This window comes from Enterococcus avium ATCC 14025 (genome assembly GCF_000406965.1).
Classification (GTDB): Bacteria; Bacillota; Bacilli; order Lactobacillales; family Enterococcaceae; genus Enterococcus_A; species Enterococcus_A avium.
Window position 1 is genome coordinate 17,048 of record NZ_KE136365.1, and the last position, 18,834, is coordinate 35,881.

Consider the following 18,834-nt stretch of genomic DNA (forward strand, 5'->3'; position numbering starts at 1 on the left):
GAAATATTTTCTGTCACTTCCGTATCCCCCTCCGCCCGTCAGCTCTCTCTTGACGTTTTTGTAAAGCTAGTGCGATTTTATCTATATCAGCTTCTTCTCTGACAACAAACATAGCACCATCATTCATTCCACGGTAATCATATATTACTGATTCATTACCATCGTAATCATTTGTATTTGCATTCCGTTTGGCAGCCTCTTTCGCATATTTCATCGAAGCGTCATGAGGAATTACTTGTGATCCTGATGGAAGAACAACCATTTCTCCTCGGCCACCTTCATTCATTAGAGCGAAACCGCCTTGGAAGGATGTTGAACCAGATTGCAGATAAGGAATTGATCCGATGGAAACTCCTGGTATTTTGTTGATCACATCTATGGCGCCGTTAATACCGCCAATTACATCGTTCACAAATCCTTTTACGGAAGAGACTAACTCGCTAACTGCTGAAGCAACGCCATCAAATACTCCGCTGACAAACGAGGTTAACCCGCTCCAAGCATTCTGGATACCGTCGAAAATATTGGTGACCGTTTGGCCAACACCATTCATAACTTCACCGACAACCGCTGCCACATTATTGAAGGCCTCTGAGACAACTCCTCCGATCCCTCCAACGACTCCACCGATAGCATTGAATATGCTCGAAGTTACATTCATAACAGTATTCCAAGCAGCTGTGATCAAGGAAATTACCGAACTAAATACTCCAGCAACAAATGAAACGATTGGTGATATTGCCGCCATTACAGATCCCATAATTCCGGCAATAAATGAAACGATCGGTCCTACGATCCCCATGATCGTAGCAATTGCATTTCCAATGAACGAAACGATTGTTCCTATTGTCGAAATTACCACTGTCACAACGTTAACGACTACTCCGATAATGCTGGTAATGATTGGAAGCATTGCCTGAACAGCCGTGATAATTGCTTGGATGATAGACACAATCACTGGTGCAACAGAAGTAATGATGTTCGTTAAAGCCGCCACTATATTTACTATCACTGGTGCTAATTGAGTTGCCAGAGAAGCTATCAATGGGGCTATTGCAGCAACCAGCTGCATAACGACTTGTATTATTTGTTGAAATACCGGTAATAGTTGTGAAATCAAATTAGTAATTACCGGCACGACCGTACTAACTATTTGAGTGATTGCCGTTTTAATTGCCGTGATTGCTGGAACAAAAGCGTCTGCCACCGATTGAATTGTTTTAGTTACAGTTTCTCTGAAAGAACTGCTTGTCGCCATCAGTTGAACAAATGTAGCAACCAATCCGGTTAATACGGCGACCACAATCCCAACAGGCGAAAATAATCCGCCTACAGCCGTTGCTACCCCTCTAAGAATTCCGGATACTGGCAAAGCGCCTGTTGACAGTCTTGCAAAAACACCAACCAACTTACCAACGATTCCTGATGCAGTACCTACTACAGAAGTTAGAACCGGCATTACACCAGTGAATGCTGAGACAAGCACTTTTCCAACTGTCAGTAATGGTCCACTTAGCTTTGTTGCTATTCCAGCAAATAAGGCTATAAATACTCCGACTTGCGGTTGAATTTTACTGATTACAGGTCCGAGTAAATCTCCTAAATAATTAAAAATACCTTTGATCGATTCGAACCCCGATTGAAGCATTGGCTTAGCTTTCTCAAAAACAGCTCCTAGTTTATCTCCAACAAGGCTGGCGAATGACTGAAGCTTTGGAACGACTTCCGAAATAAAACTAGATACAGTCGCTTTAACGCTTTGAAAAACCTGCAGGACTTTCTCTCTAAATGCCTCGTTCTTGATCATTGCTGCGACAAAGGCAGCTCCTAAAGCGACAACAGCACCTATTACTAATCCAATTGGGCTGATTAAAAAACCAAATGCTGAGACAAGTCCACCAAGACCCATAATCATAGTTCCAACAATAACTAATACCGGGCCTAGTACCGCTAAAAGAGCGGCCCCTTGAGCTATTGTTGATTTCATGCTGTCAGGCATCTGATTAAATTTGTCGGCAACATCTCCAACCTTTTTGGCAAGCTCTGACAAGGCTGGCGTCTGAGTTCCCATGATCGACATCACTAAAGCATCGATTGATCCCATCATTGTTTCGGCAGCAGCGGATAATGTTTTTTGCATTTCAGCAGCTGTTTTTGACGCATCGCTATTCTTTTCGATTGATGCGTTCATTTTGTCGTAGCCGTCAACACCTTCAGCTAGAAGCATTGCCATACCTGATGCCGCCTCAGTACCGAAGATCGTAGCTAATGCAGCCGTTTTTTGAGCAGGGGTGTAAGATTCCATAGACTGGCCTAACTCGCCAATAATTGTTCGTAAGTCTTTAAATTTGCCTGCTCCATCTACGGCAGAAAAGCCGAGGCCTTCCATCGCTTCAGCCGAAGCTTTTGTAGGTTTTACTAAACGCTGTAGACCCATCCGCATTGTTGTACCTACTTGAGAAGCTTCAAGACCTTTGTTCATCATAATCCCTGATACCGTCGCAAGGTCTTCCATGCTAATACCTAGATTGTGTGCTGCGGGCGCTGCATATTTAAACACGTTACCCATATCAGCAACACCAGCTGCAGAAGCATTGGCAGTCCCTGTTAATAGATCAGCGACCTTGCTGGCGTCTTTTGCTTCCAAACCGAAACCATTCAAGGCTGATGAAACCGTATCAGATACAACAGCCAAGTCTTCTCCCGAAGCCGCTGCAGCTGACAAAACACCGGGCATCATGTCTATAATCTGATTACTGTCATAACCTTTTGCGGCCATTTCTTGCATTGCGTCAGCAACTTCCTGAGCATTTACAGGAAAATCAGCCGCTAACTGCAAAGCAGATTGTTTCATTTTATCGAGATTCTCACGTGATCCGTCAGCAATTAAAGCAGCTTTATTCATTGATTGTTCAAAGTCTGCAGTAGATTTAACTGCCTTAGCAAATGGCATGGTGATTGCGGCAGTCATACCAGCTCCTAATGCCGCCGTTTTGGCACCAAAGCCTGAAATTGATGATCCAGCACTAGAAACCTTACTGGAAAGAGTATCTAGTTTGGATTTCGCTCCATCAATCATTTTGTTAAAACTAGAAGCATCCCCTGTTACACGAGCACTTAATGTATAATCTGCCACCTAACCACCTCCACTTTTGGGAGTTTTGATCCCATTAGCTTGATATATTTTGTCAACCCAAGACTTACCATCCCGTTCTTCAACTTCAAGAACAATAGACATGGCTTCTTGGTTAAATTCTTTGTCAGCTCTCGCTGGCCGTTTCTTAAAGAGTTCTTGAAACCGTGAACCTTTTTTACGAAGTGCGTTCGTCACAGCGTTAAATACTGCATCACGAATGTATGTAGTATCATTAATCGATTTCTTTTCGTGCTCTTTCCGAATAAATAGCTTTTCGGCTTCAGTCAGTTCTTGATATTCAGATTTCGAATAACCAAAATTGACAACAAAAAAAGCCAAGTCCATTTCATCTGAGAAAGGCTTGGCTAATTCAATTTTTCTTTTTTCTTCAGGAGTTGGATCACCGCCATTACCCCAATATTCGTAACTAATGAGGTCTAGCGGAATAAAAAACCTGCATCTTTTTGCAGTTTCTCAATGATAAAATTGTTTACAGTCAAAGCTCCATTTTCTTGAATAAAGGGTTCGAACATTTCTGCTGCTTTCTTTTGCTTAACAGCTTTCAAGTCTTTTGATTGAACTAATCCGAAAGAGAATAATGCTTCCATCATTTGTAACGACAAAACACCGTTATTCTGAACAACTTCTGCACTGATACTTTTTTTAGTGACTAACTCAATCGTTTTAATTTTTTGAGTGTTGTAACGTAATTCATAAATTACGCCATCAACTTCAAATTGCCCCTCTTCTAATTCTTGTTCTTCTAATAAACTGGCTGTTTCTTCATTCATTTATGATTTCCTCCTAAGATGCTGTGATAGTTACTAAACAAGTTGCCACTTCTTTTGAGGTCGAGGTAGCAGTTATAATCGCATTTCCCACTTTTTTACCTGTCACCCTACCTGTATTGTCAACAGTGGCTACCGTTACATCAGATGTCTTCCATGAAACAGTATCGGTTGACGGTTGTACCGTCGCGATTAATGACTCATTAGCATCAACAACGATTGAAGCAGTAGTCTTATTTAGTTTGATCGATGCTGTTCCTTCCGGCATTTGATTAGCTTCTGAATCCGACAAATCAACTAAAGCTCCCATACCATCTAATTTAATTGAATATGTCATTGCGTCATCATATGGAGCTTCTAAAGAATAGTCCGTTACGATCGCTAGACCACCGAACATCCCTGTTTTTGATTGCATGTCTAAAACTTTAATGCAGACCGGATCATCGCCATCAAAGTATTGACCTAAGACTTTATGAGACTCGTCATCTCGAACATACAATCCATCATTATCAATCGACCATTCTTTCATACCGCCAATTTTAGATTTCCATCCACCTTTAGTATCTTTAGATGTAATCTCGATCGAGTCTTTTGAACGGTTAATAGTCAGTCCTTGTTGTCCGGCAATTGCCAGTAACTTATCACCAGTCATATTAAAAATAGCTAGTAAGATGTTCTTACCAGCTACTGCTTTTGTTGCTGATTGTGAGAAATCACAATACAATTGATTTTCGAATCCTGTTACTTCTGGCATATTTACGCCCTCCTAAATTTTATATTTGAATCCATATGTAATGGTCAATGAATAACCCATTACTACATGTTTTGTTTTGTCTTCGTCATCGAGGATTCGTTGAGCTCCTTCTGGCTTTTGTAACAAAAGATCATAGCCTTCTGGTAGTTGAACCTCCTCTGTCATTGCAGATCTTATTTTGTCGACCACATCAAAAATGGGCTGAGAGGATTGTTTTCCATCAGCCCATCCATGAATATAAATTTGAAATTTATCCTTCCACATCGTTTTCGATGGAACAGGATCTAGTCCGACAATCTCAGCGTGTATAAATGGCCGATTTTGATTCTTTTCGAAATGATCAAAGACCGGTATATCATCGATATTCTTTTCCAAAAGATCAATGACTCCCGCTAGAACGTCGACGAATGATAATTGTTGAATCACGCTATCACTTCCTTAATTCGTTAATCATGTCAGCTTTGTACGTTTCTTTTTGGGTATCAACGTTTTTCTTCAAGAAGTATTGTCCTGGTACAAAACTGCCACCACCTCGTGTCATATGACCAAACTCAACATGTGGTCCATAGTCTTTACTGTATCCTGTTTCATCTCCAGTATAAGACATGGAAATTCGCAATTCCCCTTGATCATAAGGTGTTCCACCGGATGCCGGAACAGCTCCATTTTGATAATACTGATCTTGGCCACGAGTGTAGATATCTCTTAACTGTTTTCTTTGAACTCCTACAAAATCAGCATTGCCCTTCCTGATCATCTCAGCTTCCAATGCTTCAATACCGTAAAAGCGAATCATAAATTCAGAAGCCATTTAATCACTTCCCGTATGATTTTAAATAAACGATTCTCCAACGATCATCGTCTTCACCTTTGATTTCCTCGATTGAATATTGATCACCATTCAACTCAAGACATACGGCTTGTTCCAATCTACTACGACACAGTGTAGTTACTGCCTTTTGGAGCTGTTTGGAAACGATACGATTGTCTAGTGAAATTTCAGTTGCCGTCCAGATGGATTTACGACCCTCACCTACAAAAAAAGAACTTAGCTCATAGATTGGATTATGAAGTTTATCCTGTCCGATTTTTTTATTTTCAAATAATTCGATCGGGTAAAGATTCACATGAACACCAGCTTTCCATTTTGGCTGTCGTCTTCTTGATCTAATGTCTTTTTGTAATTGGAAAACTCCCTGTCATACTCGCTAAGCAGTCCATTCACGAAAGTGACACTCATAACATCCACGCCTTCGCTGGTTATGCCTTCATGATATTTACGTCGATACATAGCTAGAACCACATCAACAGCGATAGAATTAAAGGCCTCGGGAAATTCCGCAAGGCCTGCATACAATTTAATTCTATCTATTGCTGTTTCTGTATACTCAGATACTAGCTCAAGCTGTTCTTTCAATTTTGGTTCACGAATTCCTACTCGTTCAACAATCGTTTCTTTCGGTTCCTTAGTTTCGCTTCCCACATTGATCACTCCTAGCCTTCTCCGCCACCAGTTCCACCTGTTACTGGTTCTGTAATCGTAGTTTCGATAACGCCGTTTTGAATTTCAGCAAACAGCTGAACACCTTCAACAGCGATCGTTTCTTTTGTTAAATTGTTCTTAACAGTGTCATGAGTAACTCCGATCAAACCAGTTTGATCAGTGGTTAATTCAAACTCTGCTGCAAAATCAGAACTTGAAACATCTGCGTTTGCCAAAACAATATTATTTACTGCAGTAGTGTAAATTTTACCCTGTGGGATATTGTCGAATACTAAAACAGTTTGACTCAAGAATCCAGTTAGCAAGGTAAAACCATATGCTGTCGATGGTCCTGATTGAATGGGTGCTTGACCTAAATATTTTGCAACATCGGTCGCGTTAACCATTGAAATAATTGACACGTTCCCTTTAAAGAACTCCTTTGTCTTAGCCCATCCCATTGATAGTGCAGCTTGGAATCCTTCAACATCTTGTTTTGTTGGATTAGAAGCAAGGTAAGTAAAGAATTGACCTTTGATAGCTTCTTGGATTTCTTCCAAGATTTTTTCGTCAGTTTCGTTTATTGCAGCATCACTACCAACACGGCGAATAGATTCTGCAGAAACTGCTTTACGATATTTGTGCAACGGAACTTGGTAAGCAGGACCTTTTACTTTCTTAACTTTAGAAAGTGGAATTAACTCGCCTTCACCAACCGCATTGTCAGCTGCCATTGTAGTTTCATATCTGTATGTTTGAATCTTCTCATCACCAGTCAAAGTCATGCGCCGTGTAACACCTAAAACTTGCAGCAATTCCTCAATTGAATATCCAAATAGATTTACAAAATCAATGGAGCGAACTTCTCCAAGATCATTAGCCACTGTTAAACCATCTTCCGCAGCGAAAGTCTGCAGGTTCATTTCCATTAAACGTTCTTTATTTGTTTTGGACATGTTTTTCATGTATGATTCCTCCTAATTATCTAAAAAGATGAATGTTTTCTTTAATTGCTTTTTGACGCTCTGCCGGATTTTTAATTTCCATGATTTCTTTTTTAGTTAATTGTTTCCCTGGCGTCAGATTTACTTGTGGAGATTTTCCAGTTAACGCTTGTTTCATTTTTATTTCAGCAGTTTTATCGACTAAAGAAATAAACTTTGTCACAGCTTCTTTCGTTCCCTCTGCAGTCTCTTTAACAACAAAGTCAAGTGTTTCTTCATCCGCAGCAATTGAAGCCTCAGAAAGCATTTTAGAGGCTTCTTTAGACATAGCCGCTAAATTGTCTTTTTTCTCAAGCTCACTAATTCGATCTAGCAATTTTTGCTTTTCATGCTCTGCCTTCTCGTTTTCATTCATGTTAGCGAGCCGTTCGGCTTCTTTCTGTTTAGCTTCTTGTTCTTTTTGCCATTTAGATTTTTTGCCTTTGATGATAGAGTCAACCTCAGTATTATCTTTAAAGCCGTATTTTTCCTTTAATGTCTGAATTTGATCATCTGTAAGATTATCTAGATTTACTTCCGATTCTTCAATCGTTGTTCCTTCGCCGGTTCCTTCTGCGCTTTGTTGGCCACCCGCAGCACCGTTATCTTCGGCAAAAAATTGCAATCTCATAGACATTAAATTCATTTTGTTGTACATGGTGGTTTCTCCTTCCATAGCTTTTAACGTGGATCAATGCTTGCACTTCCATAGCTTTTAACGCCTTCCATGCCTGGGCAAAATAAAAAGTCCTATTTTTAGGACTAACTTCCATCATCCCGATTATCGGAAAACTACCTTCTTGACTAAAGAATGTTTCAACACTTCCGGATGGGTATTGGACAGTAACACATATTTGTTCAAAATCCTTGGCTTCTTCAAACACCCATGCTAAAAATTCTTCGTTAGTTTGACCACGCTCTTTTTTTCTTTTCGCTTGTTTGAAGTCCAAATGATTACCCCCGTTCATTATTTTCAATTGGAACTACAGTCGATCTGCAAAAGCTGTGCATTGGCGGAGCATTCAGGCCAGGAGAATAGTCTTTGAACTCAAAGACCTCTTCATTTAAGGTTTGGCATATAGTGGATGTTCTATTATCCATTATTGCTGAAAAACGATACTTCTTAATACCCTCTCGCATAAAAGCATCCGCATTCGCTTGGTTCGTAAAGAAGGCCGACTCAGTCCAAACGAGACGCTTTGCATAGAATTTCCCAACGTCCATTCTACGCAACAGACTTTTAACGAGATCGTCATAGTTGACTCCGGAAACAAGTCCATTTTTCAAATCGTTTGTGATCCAATTTCTTAAAGTGTCTTTGTTATCCCAAATACGATCTGAATAGTTCTTTTCATTGAACCATTTATTATCTAAAGCCTGTTTTAATAGCGAATTATTGATACTAAAAAAGCTAGACGTGTGCTCCAAATTCTTCATAGTGGACATGTAACCAAACTCATAGGATGAAGAAAGATATTCTTTCATCATAGAGTCCTCAATAGCTCCAAGTTCCGCTACTTTAATCCGAATCGACATTTCTAGTCCTTCAAGTCTATTCAGTTTATAAATGTTCTGTCTGACCGGCAGTAGTTTGGAATATTCAGGATGTTTACTTACAAAATCGTCAAAATTTTTAAATACTGACTCACGATCTGCTGCAGACATTTGTGACATTAGAGTTCGATATTCGAGAATGTCATCATTCCCATAAGCCTGATAGTAATAAGCGATCTCTTTTTGAAGATCGCTTAAAAGAGAGTCGTATTCTTTTAAGAGTTTCTTGGTAAAAGCTGCATCTCTTTTATCAAGGCCAGAAAGAAGCAGTTCTTGACGCTTCAGCCAATATTGATCAGATCGAGCCATCTAATCAACTCCTATCAATTCGACTAAAATTATCAGTTACGGCCCCGCCAGATTCTTCTTTCATTTGCTCCGCAGTCGCTTTCGGGTCTTTAACAGTAGAAACCATTGAAACGCGATCTTCCAACGGTAATAGACCTGCAGCTTCTTGTGCTGCTTGGATTTCCGAAAGTACATCTTTTGGAATATTTCTATGAAAAGTAAATTCTAAATTGAACCATTCCTCTGACTGACTTGAGGGTACGTTAGTAGGTAAGCGGAAAAGCATCTTAAAACGTCGATTCATTCCACTAGTGAACTTCCTTTCTGCAGCAAGAGCTAAGTTTTCCATTTCCTGGAGTTTAAAAAGAAGGCCAACGCCAGAAGCATTACCGAACGATTCACTATTTAAGTTGGTAACCATAGCCATCTGATAGATCAACTTTTCCAATCGATCAAGCAAGTGTTCTTGTGAACTGTCTCCATCAGGCTTTTGAAGAAATTCAACAACGATATTTTTAATTTGCTCTGGATCGTCAGTACCAAAAAAATTAATTATTCGGTTATCTCGAATTTTTTGCAGGCCATCTTTATCAAGCTGAACTCCCAAAATAGCTAAATAAGCATCGGCAAAATAATCGACGTCGTTAGCTTTTTCAGATAAGGCTTTATTAAAAGCATTGATCATCGAAATGACTGGTTCAAAGATACCTTGCCTTTCATCATTATTCACATATTCAATCACTGGAACATCTTGGTAATAATGTGGTTGATCATTGATAATCTGATAACCTTTCTCTCCCTGGATAAAATCATAAACTTTATCACTCGTATAAATCTCGCCTTGAAGTCTGTTATCCTCATTGAGATAGTAACGAACGGCAAAAAAAGGACGTTGTGCAATTGTGTCGTCGTACACCATAAACATATCGAGAGGTGAATTATAAGTGATACAAGTTTCCGTATTTTCATTTTGATAAAGAAATTCATATGCACGGCCATAAATTCGAACAAGCTTCGACAGTTCTGCATTATTATCGTCTTGATCATTTAATTTCATTAACCTATTCACCTGCTTAGACAATTCCGGATCTTCGTGTGAAACAGTAACAGGTTTCCCCATAAAGTAACCATTAAATGTCTCTACAACGTAACGTGCAAAGTTGGCCACAATTCGATTATCAGGCTTGTATGAGTCTTTTTCTTCTGCATCAACAATCGCATGGCGACCACGATACATCTTCCAAAGCATCTCATAACGGCTAATTTCTGCTTTGTGCTTGCTAATGTAATAAGCAAGTAAAGCACTATCGATCTCTTTTGAAGGATCGCAAGTCATAACCTTTGGTGGATCGAAAAATTCATCTTTCATCAAATTCCTCCTTTCATGAATTGAACACCAACAACTGGCGGTTCATAGAATGCCATCACGACAGCTTCTGCTCTATCGGGAGAAGGCAATCCCCTTTTTTTCATTTCTTTTTTTCGCTCAATCAATACTTTCCCTTTGGAAGTCATTGAGTAACGACGAATCGACAATTGAGCCATCAGATCGTCATCGTTGGGTAATATAATTGTCTCTAAATAATCTTCTTTAAACTTGCCGTACATCATCGAGATAATACCGTCATAATCCTTATTCCCTTTACTAGCAAAATTGATCGGATGGATAGTCAACCATTCCAAATCATCTTCATAGACAATTTCCCTAAGCCTATCAGTAACACCACCACCAACACCAGTATCATCAAGCTTGATTCTTATTTGATGATTTGGATAAAGCTCATGCAACCTATTCGATTCTTTTATTACGAGTCCGACCGTTTTCATCAAGTCTTGGCCTTGAAAGCTTTTCAGTTTCAGACAAATAGCCCCGATCCTTGAAGCCATTACAGTTTCATCATCGCCAAATCGAGCGACGTCAAGCCCTATATCAATTGGTGCATGACTTGGAATGTCATAAAGATTACGACTTAGATCAATAGCTTCATAGTTTTCTGGTAGCTCTCTATTGATCGCTGCCTCGACTGCAGTAAGAGATATCCAAGCATTTGGCTCTCCAAGAGGGAAATCGCCATCCACACGAACTCGAACAACATCAGAATCTTTACCATACCTACGAATTAACCGATCAATATTCTTTTTGTTGGTGCGAGACGAATCAAGAGAAGATACTTTTCTATTCACCCAATCGGCGCGATCCTTGTGAAAGGCATCAAAAAAAATCCCACTAGTTTTAGTAGGATTAGCCATCATAATTATTTTGTTGTTTTCACCGGATAACGTTCCAAGTATCGCCTCCATTATCCGATCGTCAATCCCTGACGCTTCGTCAACTACGAATAGCATGTTGTTCTCGTGGAATCCTTGCATGTTTTCAGGACGTGTAGCCGTCTTGGCAGTAGCAAACCATCGCTGTTCACTACCGATCATATAAACTTTAGTCTTTGTCCATTTTAGAATGTTCTTGATCTTTGAATCAACTAACCACTTTGCTACCTCAGCCCACAGAACCTCATTTAACTGTTGTTTAGTTGGTGCGGTACAAATCACCTTAGCATTACTGAAACACACCAGAAACCACAAAATAATGACTGCTTCGACCGATGTTTTACCAACACCTTGTCCTGATCTAATTGCTACTTGATCATGATCGCGAATATCATTCAATGCTCCACTTTGCCACTCGTCGGGAATAAACCCAAGGGCTTGCTTAGCGAATATCACAGGATTTTTACGCCAAATAAGAATGAGACGTTTCATAGCTGCTCTATCCATTGTGATCACCTAGTTCTTTTTCAGCTTCCGCCACAAGCTCAGACCAGTTGTTTGCATCTTCGTTTCCTTTGTTTGATCCACGCAATTCTTCGGTCTCCGCTTTCAACTTGTCTCGTTGAGCTTCAAAAACCTGCAGTCGTTTTTCATTTAATGAAATTTCTTCTAGCTGCTTAATTGTCCTGATCAATTGGTTGCTGATCCTAGTCAAAGCATCCTCGATACGAAGTATATCTTCGATTTTTCGAATAGACTTTTCTTTCATCTCAGTCATAGTGACCTGAGGAACTTCAATAGATATTTTCTTGCCACCCTTCTCCGAATCAACGTACTGCTTCCTACCTCGCAACTCATAGAGTTTTTCTGTTTCAACAAGATTCAGACCTTTTTCAGCTTCATTAATACGCTTCATCATTCTATATTTACGCATTGTTAACTCTTGGATATCCTGATTCAAACGATCAACAAGAGAAAAATCCGCTGAGTAGATAGCTTTCTCGTCATCACTCAGCAGATCAAAATAGATCGTTTCAAACTCGCCAGTCTTTAATGCATTTTTATTTCCCTTTGGCGGCGAAGCACGACTATTTCCCCGGTTTCCTTTAGCATTCTCATTCCCAACTGGAGCCCCTATTGAATTGGTAACGTTACTTTTGCCATTGGTAACGTTACTTTTAAAATAATCACCCCATTTATCTATAGATTTCCATTTTCTGATCTGAGAATCGGAAACGCCAAGATCGGCTGCAATATCTTTTAAAAGCTTCTCGCCATTGGAATCAATCCAGATTAACTTTGCTTGATCACGCCTTGGGTCTCTTTTTCTAGCCATCCATTCACCACCACCTCACAATCAAATAGAATTGAGTTTCGTTTTTCTATTTCTCAATATCTTTAAGCATCAGGTCCGCTTCAATCAGCAGCTTCAAATCGCTGACAGTGTTTAGCTTAATTTCACCTGATTGCAGGTTCTTTAACCATTTACCAAGTGCGACACGAATGATCTTTTTATACTCCTCGATCGATTCTGCCTGCTCTATGGCTTTTTCTATTTCATATTCCAAGTTCTCATCGTTTATACCTTCAAATTTCATTTGTACAAGCACCCCGCGTTTGATAGAATGCTAAAAGACACAGAACTGAGGTAAAAGCACGCGCGTGTGGTTTCTGTGTCTTTGGGGCTTGTGTCCCTGAGAAAGAGCTGGTGTTAGCGCACCGGCCTCTTTTTTATGAAATTAATTCTGCTTTATTCCCTGTTGCTTGTTCCCAACGTTCAATGATCACGTCACAGAAGATTTGGTCCAGTTCTAAGGTAAAACAAACACGCTCCAATTGATCACAAGTCATTAAGGTGCTTCCTGAACCACCAAAAAGATCCAAAACAACATCGTTTCTTTTGGAACTGTTTCTAACAGGTATAGCAATTAACGATAGTGGCTTCTGTGTTGGATGATAGTATTTTGTCGTATCATCCCGATTGACACGCCATACCGTCGCTGGTAAATCTTCCAACAGATCATCTTGCCAAACCGTTGACTGTTTGCGATCGCCATACCAAGCAGGAGCAGCTCCTTTTTTGAACGCATAAAACACAGGCTCATGCTGCCAACGATACTGGCTCCACCCAAATGTAGCGTTATTCTTCACCCAAATACATTGAGATCTAACAACAATCCCCGCAGCATTCATTGCGTTTTCAAATTCTCTTTGATAAGAAGATCCATGAAAAACATATATAGCAGCGCTAGGATTCATCGAAGCTGAATAGTTATTAAATACTGCAGTAAGAAAATCATCAAAATCACTGTCTGACATATTGTCATTCATTATCTTGCCGCGACCAGATTCCTGCAGTTCTTGGCTGTCGGATGAAACAGCTACGTTATAAGGCGGATCGGTCACAACAAGATCGGCTTTCTTCCCCTGTAGTAACTTGTCGATGTCTTCCGATTTTGTCGCATCACCACATAATAGGTAGTGATCACCCAGTTTCCAAAGCTGGCCAAGTTTCGTTTTTGGTTCAGGATGATCTTCAACAAACTGATTTACATCGAAATCATCTTCTACGATTGGTTTTTCAATATCCTCTTTGTAATCATAAGCAGCAATCAAATTATCTACTTCATCATCATCGAATCCTGTCAAAGTCACGTCAGAATCAATATCTTTTAATAGTATTGCAAGTTTCTCTTCATCCCAACGTCCAGAAATTTTATTGAGAGCAACGTTGAGAGTTTTTTCTTTCTTTAGAGGTAAATCTACAACAGACACTTCGATCTCGTCGTAGCTGCCAAGATATGAGGCCACAGCGACACGCTGATGACCTCCGATCAGATTGCCTGTCCTCTCATTGAAAATTGGCGGATCAATAAATCCAAACTCTTCAATAGATCGCGATAGTTTTTCAAATTCCGGCATCCCTGGTTTGAGTTCGATTCGCGGATTATAATCTGCTGGTTTTAAATCAGATAATTTCATCTTAACGATTCGCATTTATATTTATTCTCCTCACATGCTTTGCTATTTCTATTTGAATTTTAGGATCAAAAAAAGAAGCCTTGTCCTAGATAAATCAATTTGCATTGATCAATAATATCGGGATCGGCTTCTGTTGATAGTTCAATTATTGAATAGTTCTTTTTAATTTGAATCGAAATAACATTTCTGTTTTTTGGTCGTTTATCATTTAGAATGATGTACCAAAAGTTATCACCGTACTTTTCCACATAAAATCAACCTCTCTAATTAAAATCAAAAAAGCAGCCCAATAAATGAGCTGCCAGTTTCACGTGATTTAATCGACCAGTTAAATTTTATTGTGAGTAATCTAAATTAGGTGGTCGATCGCTTTCCTTATCTTTCGACACTACCATAATAACTCTGAAAATAGGTAGATAGCAGGTAAAAAGGAGGTATAAAAAGGGTAGTTTACGTGTATTATTTGAACCTTACTAATTCCAATGCAGAGGCGAACTGAATCAATATCACGCTTGATTCTTGTTTAACTAGTTCTTCGCTAACATGGCAACGCTCTGCGGTGAAATTAACAGAGTAACCATGAATGTATCTATCATAAAAAATTTGTTTTCTGCGTTTAGTTATATCCGGCTTAAATGGATGTTGAACTGCTGAAAAACCTTGCACAAATAATTTATGGAAGTAGGTAAACTCTTCTTGAGCTGTCTCATTTTGGATAAGTAACTGCTCTGCTTCCGGATGATTCACTGATGAATGAGTAGGAGGCACAAGGGAGAAACTGGATGTAATTTTAGGTTCTCTCGGTTGTCCCACTCTACTTCTCGATGCCAAATATTCACCTAAAAAGACACCCACGTTATATTTTGTTCTCTCCATATCAACATTTTCTTTAGCCGGCATTTCGTATTTAGAAACATCAAAAAGTGCCATGACCGCGATTCCCCCTTGTGATATACTAAAAATGCGAGTAATTAGTAAGAGCTGGAGGAATCCGGCTTTTTTATTTTTTCTTCTTAGCTGTTCCATTTGCTTTGGCTTTTTGCTGCAACCGACGCTTTTTCTTCTTAATCTTTGATTTTGTTTTTCCCATAGTTTTACTCCAGTCTTTGCAATCCATTTCATAAAGCATTTCCATGTAGCTGATCATTTCTTCAAGATAATTTTCTTTCGAAATAGTATCTTTGTATTGCGGTTCGGAAAGTTTTTCTTTCCTGAAAACATTCGCAAAGGCTACTCCGATATTTTTAGCATCAAAATCAATTGTTTGCCTATACTTTTCTTGAGCCATTTCTTCTGCTCTTTCAAATAGATTCTGTCCTGAATTAAGATGCGGTTCTTTTGCAGTTAGAAATGACAAATCATTTATTGTTACTTCATAGCCTGAATACATGCTATAAAGTATATTGTCAAAAAGATTCCTCAATGAAACAGGGCTTTCTGGATAGGACTCAGCTATCTTGTTCCAAGCTTGTTCCTCGGTAATCTGTGACTCTGATTGTTCATTCATCTTGCTAATTAATCGGCGTAATCGCTGTGAATCAACAACCGTCGTTTCGTATTCAGCACCACCACCGACATACATTGTTGTAAACTCGTTATCATTTATAAATCTATGCATTTTTGCTTTTTCCTGTTGGTTCATTTCATGCCTCCATAATTCGCTGAGATTGCGGATCTTTTTTACCGTCAGTCGTAGTTGTTTTAATCGTTTTATAAATATACGTGTTATACTGATGAAGAGCTGAAGAAAACAGTCGAAGTACATCAATTCAGCTCTAAGCCAGCTGCGGAAACAGCTGGTTTTATTCATCAATCCTCGGCATTGTTACGTTTTACTTACGTTTACCCACTTATTCACACTAATCTCCTTTTTGATGCTATGGTTATTAAGTACCATAAGGATGTGAAAACAATGATTAACTTTTATCCTGTACATGTTTATGTTTCTAATTATCGAATATACGCTTCCCTAGAAAAAGCGAACTTTGATAGTTCCCATACGAAGCCTATTAAAAGTCTATTTGCTGTTTTGAACTTAAAGGAAATCAAAGCAATGAAAATGAAGCTTTTCATCTATGACCTTGACATCAATAGTTTTGATAAAATGCAAGATGCGATAAACGATTGTCAAACGCAAATGAATAATTAATACTTACACTGAGCTTAGTACTCAGTGTTTTTTTTTTTGATTGGTGTTGTTACCGGAACTAAAACCCGAGCATTTTATTTTACTTTTATCTGATATACTTTAGTTATCAGCAAGACTTGCTGAAATACTGTTATGGTGGTGAAAATCATGAGTCTGAAACCATTCATTTATTTTTATGACTGTATACCCAATGCCGACGCTAGTCTCGTCATTCACATAATCCAATGTTCACAATTATCACATGAGCCTGACAGAGGCTACCTTGGTATGGCTGCTAGTCCTTCCCGTGCCCTTTGCCGAGCGAAAAAGGCGTTTCCCGAGAAATCATTTGTCCTTTGTCCATACTGTTGCAATGAAGGTGCCTTTGATACAAATAACAAATAATCGTTTCTGGGATAGGTTAATGTCTATCCCTTTTTCTATTCTCGGAGATCAGTTGTTTTTCTCTGCTAAAGGTGTGGTTACCGGAACTAATCTTTCATCCAAAACATCCACTTAATTAAATCTTCCTGTGTTCCGTTGAAATAAATATTTAGTTCAGCGCCTAGAATTATTAAAGCTCCTAAAACAAACAGAACGGCTCCAAATACTCGCCAACCTTTTTCACTTTTGTCACTTGCATTGAATAAGATATAACCCATAACAGCTACTATGAAGCCGACGATGGTATAAATTATGGTTGTTGCAATCATTCGCCATCCTCCTGGTTTGCTTGCTTCCAACTAAATTCTAATTTCTCAGTCGTGTATCTCAGCCTGAATGGGCCTGTTGCCTGCTCTTTGAGGAACTCGACACGTATACCTGGCAATTTTTCTTTTAATCGGACTACCGTTCGCGGATCACGCAGACGTCTATTCAGATATTCATCACTTTCTGGTAACGGTGTGGTCCGCCTTAACTCGATGAAATAACCCGAATATCCCTGCTGGGCCGATTTTTTAAATATGTTGGGAAAATCACTCTTTTCATACCAGCGTTCAAACCAAGTATCATATGCCTGAGTATTAGCTAAATTAAGTTCTTCAATTAGACTCATTTATTCAAATCCTCCTACGAAATAAAATTCTCCTTCTTATATCCAAGCTCCAGCAAAAATTCTTCTCGCTGGTTGAGTGCCGGTCTGCAACTGATAGTTACTTCAATTCCTTTTGCAACCTGCTGCGCTTTAGAAAGGCTCGTGTAACAAAAACAGTGATTCGTCTCATCGACAATAATCGCTGCTACTCCATCGTGATAAATCCGATACATTTAATCACTCCATTTTAATTTTTCCCTTCTCAAGCAGATGCAGATAAAGCAATCCAACATCGATCACTTTTTGGTTCATCTCGATCGCAACTTCTGAAGGTTTAAGTCCTTGGGAAAAGAGCGAGACAGCTCGCTCTATTTCCTCGTTGGACCAAATCCATTTCGCTTCTTCCAATATCAAAATCCGATCCTTTTTATTTATATGGATCATCTTCCGGATCTTCGTCATCCGTTTGATCATCAGACTCAGAATTTTCAATTTCCGCCGGTTCATTTCCGTAAGGATCTGATTTACCAAGTGAATCACCATCAGTTTCTGCATCAACTCTAGGAGCCTCTTCATCATTTGAAGATGAACTTTGGTCAGAATCTGGTGTTTTTGTTTCCAAATCAGCCGATTCCGTTTCATTTTCATCTTCTGCATCGACTTCCTCAGCGTCAGAATCTTGGAATACTACTTCATCTCGAACCTTATTCCATGCATCCGCAAACGGAGCAAAATGTTTCCGAGCTTTTTCGATCTCTGCCAATAGAGCGGCGTCAGACATTTCATATGCATCAGCTACTTCTCCTAGATCATCTCCTTGGTCTAACCGAGAAATAACATCACGAGGATTAATGATTCCTGGGAATTCAATCGAATTAGATTTCATGATGTATTCATCAATCAAATCTTTATCAACTTTCTTCTCGATTTCTCGAATATCAATGTTGCCTTTTCCATCAACATCTAATTGGGTTTGTTCTGTTTCCTTCATTTCTGCTGTACCGTCAGGATTGACGATCCATTCCTGAACGGGTTTATTGGTACTACGATCAAATTTTTGAATATAAGAATAATGATCAGGCAACATGGCCACAACTACCGTTTTTCCTGATAATTTTCTTAAATCCTCGTATTGACCATCCAAAGAGCCGTTCTTCACCTCTAAAGTAATCTTGGTCAAATCCTCGCTTGCTATATTGATCGACTTGATTGTTGGTTTAAATTCAATTGACATTTATTTGTCCTCCTCGTTTTTGATGTCTATCATGACGCTCGCTATTACGTCTACAGAATCCGTTGACGTAGACACATGCAGCGTTTTACCTTTTTCGTATTGGATTGCATCGATAGTGACTTTTCTAGATTCATCACCGTGAATTTTCGAAATACCATTCAAGATGGTTCCTAAATCACTGATTTTCATTAATTAACCTC

27 protein-coding genes are annotated in these 18,834 nt (G+C 39.2%); 1 reads left to right on the forward strand and 26 read right to left on the reverse strand.

What is annotated here, in order from left to right:
- Positions 1 to 13 precede the first annotated feature (13 nt).
- The 20 genes from OMU_RS15580 to OMU_RS23595 all read right to left on the reverse strand — a co-directional run bounded on the left by OMU_RS15580 (position 14) and on the right by OMU_RS23595 (position 15,878).
- Positions 14 to 3,136, reverse strand: a complete 3,123-nt coding sequence (locus tag OMU_RS15580) for a phage tail tape measure protein (RefSeq protein WP_016180820.1) — start codon at positions 3,134 to 3,136, stop codon at positions 14 to 16.
- Positions 3,137 to 3,481 (reverse strand): hypothetical protein, encoded by a 345-nt coding sequence (locus OMU_RS15585; RefSeq protein ID WP_016180821.1) that lies wholly within the window; start codon positions 3,479 to 3,481, stop codon positions 3,137 to 3,139.
- A 92-nt stretch (positions 3,482 to 3,573) separates the two neighbouring features.
- Positions 3,574 to 3,927 carry a hypothetical protein gene (locus tag OMU_RS15590; RefSeq protein ID WP_016180822.1) on the reverse strand — a complete coding sequence of 118 codons (354 nt, stop codon included), beginning with the start codon at positions 3,925 to 3,927 and terminating at the stop codon, positions 3,574 to 3,576.
- A 13-nt stretch (positions 3,928 to 3,940) separates the two neighbouring features.
- Positions 3,941 to 4,678 (reverse strand): phage major tail protein, TP901-1 family, encoded by a 738-nt coding sequence (locus OMU_RS15595; RefSeq protein ID WP_016180823.1) that lies wholly within the window; start codon positions 4,676 to 4,678, stop codon positions 3,941 to 3,943.
- A gap of 12 nt (positions 4,679 to 4,690) precedes the next feature.
- Positions 4,691 to 5,104 carry a DUF5072 family protein gene (locus OMU_RS15600; RefSeq protein ID WP_016180824.1) on the reverse strand — a complete coding sequence of 138 codons (414 nt, stop codon included), beginning with the start codon at positions 5,102 to 5,104 and terminating at the stop codon, positions 4,691 to 4,693.
- A 4-nt stretch (positions 5,105 to 5,108) separates the two neighbouring features.
- The gene (locus tag OMU_RS15605; RefSeq protein ID WP_016180825.1) at positions 5,109 to 5,489 is read right to left on the reverse strand and encodes a hypothetical protein; all 381 of its coding nucleotides are present in this window, start codon (positions 5,487 to 5,489) and stop codon (positions 5,109 to 5,111) included.
- A gap of 4 nt (positions 5,490 to 5,493) precedes the next feature.
- Complete coding sequence (locus tag OMU_RS15610; protein WP_016180826.1) at positions 5,494 to 5,805, reverse strand: hypothetical protein; 312 nt, start codon at positions 5,803 to 5,805, stop codon at positions 5,494 to 5,496.
- Positions 5,802 to 6,161: a phage head-tail connector protein gene (locus OMU_RS15615; RefSeq protein ID WP_016180827.1), complete on the reverse strand. Its 360-nt coding sequence runs from the start codon at positions 6,159 to 6,161 to the stop codon at positions 5,802 to 5,804. The genes OMU_RS15610 and OMU_RS15615 overlap by 4 nt, the downstream gene beginning before the upstream one ends.
- Positions 6,162 to 6,172: 11 nt before the next feature.
- Entirely contained in the window at positions 6,173 to 7,126 is a 954-nt protein-coding gene (locus OMU_RS15620) for a hypothetical protein (protein WP_016180828.1), read from the reverse strand.
- 16 nt (positions 7,127 to 7,142) lie between these two features.
- Positions 7,143 to 7,820 carry a DUF4355 domain-containing protein gene (locus tag OMU_RS15625; RefSeq protein WP_233421627.1) on the reverse strand — a complete coding sequence of 226 codons (678 nt, stop codon included), beginning with the start codon at positions 7,818 to 7,820 and terminating at the stop codon, positions 7,143 to 7,145.
- On the reverse strand, positions 7,747 to 8,094 hold the full coding sequence (locus tag OMU_RS15630; protein WP_016180830.1) for a hypothetical protein: 348 nt from the start codon (positions 8,092 to 8,094) through the stop codon (positions 7,747 to 7,749). Before OMU_RS15630 ends, OMU_RS15625 begins: the two co-directional genes overlap by 74 nt.
- 4 nt (positions 8,095 to 8,098) lie before the next feature.
- A complete protein-coding gene (locus OMU_RS15635; RefSeq protein ID WP_016180831.1) occupies positions 8,099 to 9,007 on the reverse strand; it encodes a minor capsid protein in 909 nt (302 codons plus the stop codon).
- 4 nt (positions 9,008 to 9,011) lie between these two features.
- The gene (locus OMU_RS15640) at positions 9,012 to 10,355 is read right to left on the reverse strand and encodes a phage portal protein (protein WP_016180832.1); all 1,344 of its coding nucleotides are present in this window, start codon (positions 10,353 to 10,355) and stop codon (positions 9,012 to 9,014) included.
- Entirely contained in the window at positions 10,355 to 11,761 is a 1,407-nt protein-coding gene (locus OMU_RS15645) for a DEAD/DEAH box helicase family protein (protein ID WP_016180833.1), read from the reverse strand. The genes OMU_RS15640 and OMU_RS15645 overlap by 1 nt, the downstream gene beginning before the upstream one ends.
- A complete protein-coding gene (gene terS, locus OMU_RS15650; RefSeq protein ID WP_016180834.1) occupies positions 11,754 to 12,590 on the reverse strand; it encodes a phage terminase small subunit in 837 nt (278 codons plus the stop codon). Before terS ends, OMU_RS15645 begins: the two co-directional genes overlap by 8 nt.
- A gap of 46 nt (positions 12,591 to 12,636) precedes the next feature.
- Entirely contained in the window at positions 12,637 to 12,852 is a 216-nt protein-coding gene (locus OMU_RS15655; protein WP_016180835.1) for a hypothetical protein, read from the reverse strand.
- A 133-nt stretch (positions 12,853 to 12,985) separates the two neighbouring features.
- Complete coding sequence (locus tag OMU_RS15660; RefSeq protein ID WP_016180836.1) at positions 12,986 to 14,251, reverse strand: site-specific DNA-methyltransferase; 1,266 nt, start codon at positions 14,249 to 14,251, stop codon at positions 12,986 to 12,988.
- 50 nt (positions 14,252 to 14,301) lie between these two features.
- A complete protein-coding gene (locus OMU_RS15665; protein ID WP_016180837.1) occupies positions 14,302 to 14,484 on the reverse strand; it encodes a hypothetical protein in 183 nt (60 codons plus the stop codon).
- Positions 14,485 to 14,695: 211 nt separating this feature from the next.
- A complete protein-coding gene (locus OMU_RS15670; protein ID WP_016180838.1) occupies positions 14,696 to 15,166 on the reverse strand; it encodes an ArpU family phage packaging/lysis transcriptional regulator in 471 nt (156 codons plus the stop codon).
- A gap of 70 nt (positions 15,167 to 15,236) precedes the next feature.
- Positions 15,237 to 15,878, reverse strand: coding sequence for a hypothetical protein (locus OMU_RS23595; protein WP_016180839.1), 642 nt, complete (start codon positions 15,876 to 15,878; stop codon positions 15,237 to 15,239).
- 270 nt (positions 15,879 to 16,148) lie between these two features.
- Between OMU_RS23595 and OMU_RS15680 the strand changes: the two genes are divergently transcribed.
- Positions 16,149 to 16,385: a hypothetical protein gene (locus tag OMU_RS15680; protein ID WP_016180840.1), complete on the forward strand. Its 237-nt coding sequence runs from the start codon at positions 16,149 to 16,151 to the stop codon at positions 16,383 to 16,385.
- Positions 16,386 to 16,855: 470 nt separating this feature from the next.
- Here OMU_RS15680 and OMU_RS15685 read toward each other — a convergent pair whose 3' ends face one another.
- The 6 genes from OMU_RS15685 to OMU_RS15710 are packed head-to-tail and all read right to left on the reverse strand — an operon-like array spanning position 16,856 to position 18,823.
- Positions 16,856 to 17,077, reverse strand: coding sequence for a hypothetical protein (locus OMU_RS15685; protein WP_016180841.1), 222 nt, complete (start codon positions 17,075 to 17,077; stop codon positions 16,856 to 16,858).
- Positions 17,074 to 17,421: a hypothetical protein gene (locus tag OMU_RS15690; RefSeq protein WP_016180842.1), complete on the reverse strand. Its 348-nt coding sequence runs from the start codon at positions 17,419 to 17,421 to the stop codon at positions 17,074 to 17,076. Before OMU_RS15690 ends, OMU_RS15685 begins: the two co-directional genes overlap by 4 nt.
- Before the next feature lie 14 nt (positions 17,422 to 17,435).
- On the reverse strand, positions 17,436 to 17,633 hold the full coding sequence (locus tag OMU_RS15695; RefSeq protein WP_016180843.1) for a hypothetical protein: 198 nt from the start codon (positions 17,631 to 17,633) through the stop codon (positions 17,436 to 17,438).
- 4 nt (positions 17,634 to 17,637) lie between these two features.
- A complete protein-coding gene (locus OMU_RS15700) occupies positions 17,638 to 17,808 on the reverse strand; it encodes a hypothetical protein (RefSeq protein ID WP_370447995.1) in 171 nt (56 codons plus the stop codon).
- A 19-nt stretch (positions 17,809 to 17,827) separates the two neighbouring features.
- The gene (locus OMU_RS15705; RefSeq protein WP_016180844.1) at positions 17,828 to 18,634 is read right to left on the reverse strand and encodes a hypothetical protein; all 807 of its coding nucleotides are present in this window, start codon (positions 18,632 to 18,634) and stop codon (positions 17,828 to 17,830) included.
- Positions 18,635 to 18,823: a hypothetical protein gene (locus OMU_RS15710; protein ID WP_010743320.1), complete on the reverse strand. Its 189-nt coding sequence runs from the start codon at positions 18,821 to 18,823 to the stop codon at positions 18,635 to 18,637.
- Positions 18,824 to 18,834: the final 11 nt, after the last annotated feature.

Coding starts and splice junctions, on each gene's coding strand:
- OMU_RS15595 (WP_016180823.1), bottom strand. CDS start 4,678: ATGCCAGAAGTAACAGGATTCGAAAATCAATTGTATTGTGATTTCTCA.
- OMU_RS15640 (WP_016180832.1), bottom strand. CDS start 10,355: ATGAAAGATGAATTTTTCGATCCACCAAAGGTTATGACTTGCGATCCT.
- OMU_RS15605 (WP_016180825.1), bottom strand. CDS start 5,489: ATGGCTTCTGAATTTATGATTCGCTTTTACGGTATTGAAGCATTGGAA.
- terS (WP_016180834.1), bottom strand. CDS start 12,590: ATGGCTAGAAAAAGAGACCCAAGGCGTGATCAAGCAAAGTTAATCTGG.
- OMU_RS15660 (WP_016180836.1), bottom strand. CDS start 14,251: ATGCGAATCGTTAAGATGAAATTATCTGATTTAAAACCAGCAGATTAT.
- OMU_RS23595 (WP_016180839.1), bottom strand. CDS start 15,878: ATGAACCAACAGGAAAAAGCAAAAATGCATAGATTTATAAATGATAAC.
- OMU_RS15625 (WP_233421627.1), bottom strand. CDS start 7,820: ATGGAAGGAGAAACCACCATGTACAACAAAATGAATTTAATGTCTATG.
- OMU_RS15690 (WP_016180842.1), bottom strand. CDS start 17,421: ATGAGTCTAATTGAAGAACTTAATTTAGCTAATACTCAGGCATATGAT.
- OMU_RS15590 (WP_016180822.1), bottom strand. CDS start 3,927: ATGAATGAAGAAACAGCCAGTTTATTAGAAGAACAAGAATTAGAAGAG.
- OMU_RS15670 (WP_016180838.1), bottom strand. CDS start 15,166: ATGGCACTTTTTGATGTTTCTAAATACGAAATGCCGGCTAAAGAAAAT.
- OMU_RS15655 (WP_016180835.1), bottom strand. CDS start 12,852: ATGAAATTTGAAGGTATAAACGATGAGAACTTGGAATATGAAATAGAA.
- OMU_RS15635 (WP_016180831.1), bottom strand. CDS start 9,007: ATGGCTCGATCTGATCAATATTGGCTGAAGCGTCAAGAACTGCTTCTT.
- OMU_RS15705 (WP_016180844.1), bottom strand. CDS start 18,634: ATGTCAATTGAATTTAAACCAACAATCAAGTCGATCAATATAGCAAGC.
- OMU_RS15710 (WP_010743320.1), bottom strand. CDS start 18,823: ATGAAAATCAGTGATTTAGGAACCATCTTGAATGGTATTTCGAAAATT.
- OMU_RS15685 (WP_016180841.1), bottom strand. CDS start 17,077: ATGATTGCAACAACCATAATTTATACCATCGTCGGCTTCATAGTAGCT.
- OMU_RS15645 (WP_016180833.1), bottom strand. CDS start 11,761: ATGGATAGAGCAGCTATGAAACGTCTCATTCTTATTTGGCGTAAAAAT.
- OMU_RS15695 (WP_016180843.1), bottom strand. CDS start 17,633: ATGTATCGGATTTATCACGATGGAGTAGCAGCGATTATTGTCGATGAG.
- OMU_RS15680 (WP_016180840.1), top strand. CDS start 16,149: ATGATTAACTTTTATCCTGTACATGTTTATGTTTCTAATTATCGAATA.
- OMU_RS15585 (WP_016180821.1), bottom strand. CDS start 3,481: ATGGACTTGGCTTTTTTTGTTGTCAATTTTGGTTATTCGAAATCTGAA.
- OMU_RS15620 (WP_016180828.1), bottom strand. CDS start 7,126: ATGAAAAACATGTCCAAAACAAATAAAGAACGTTTAATGGAAATGAAC.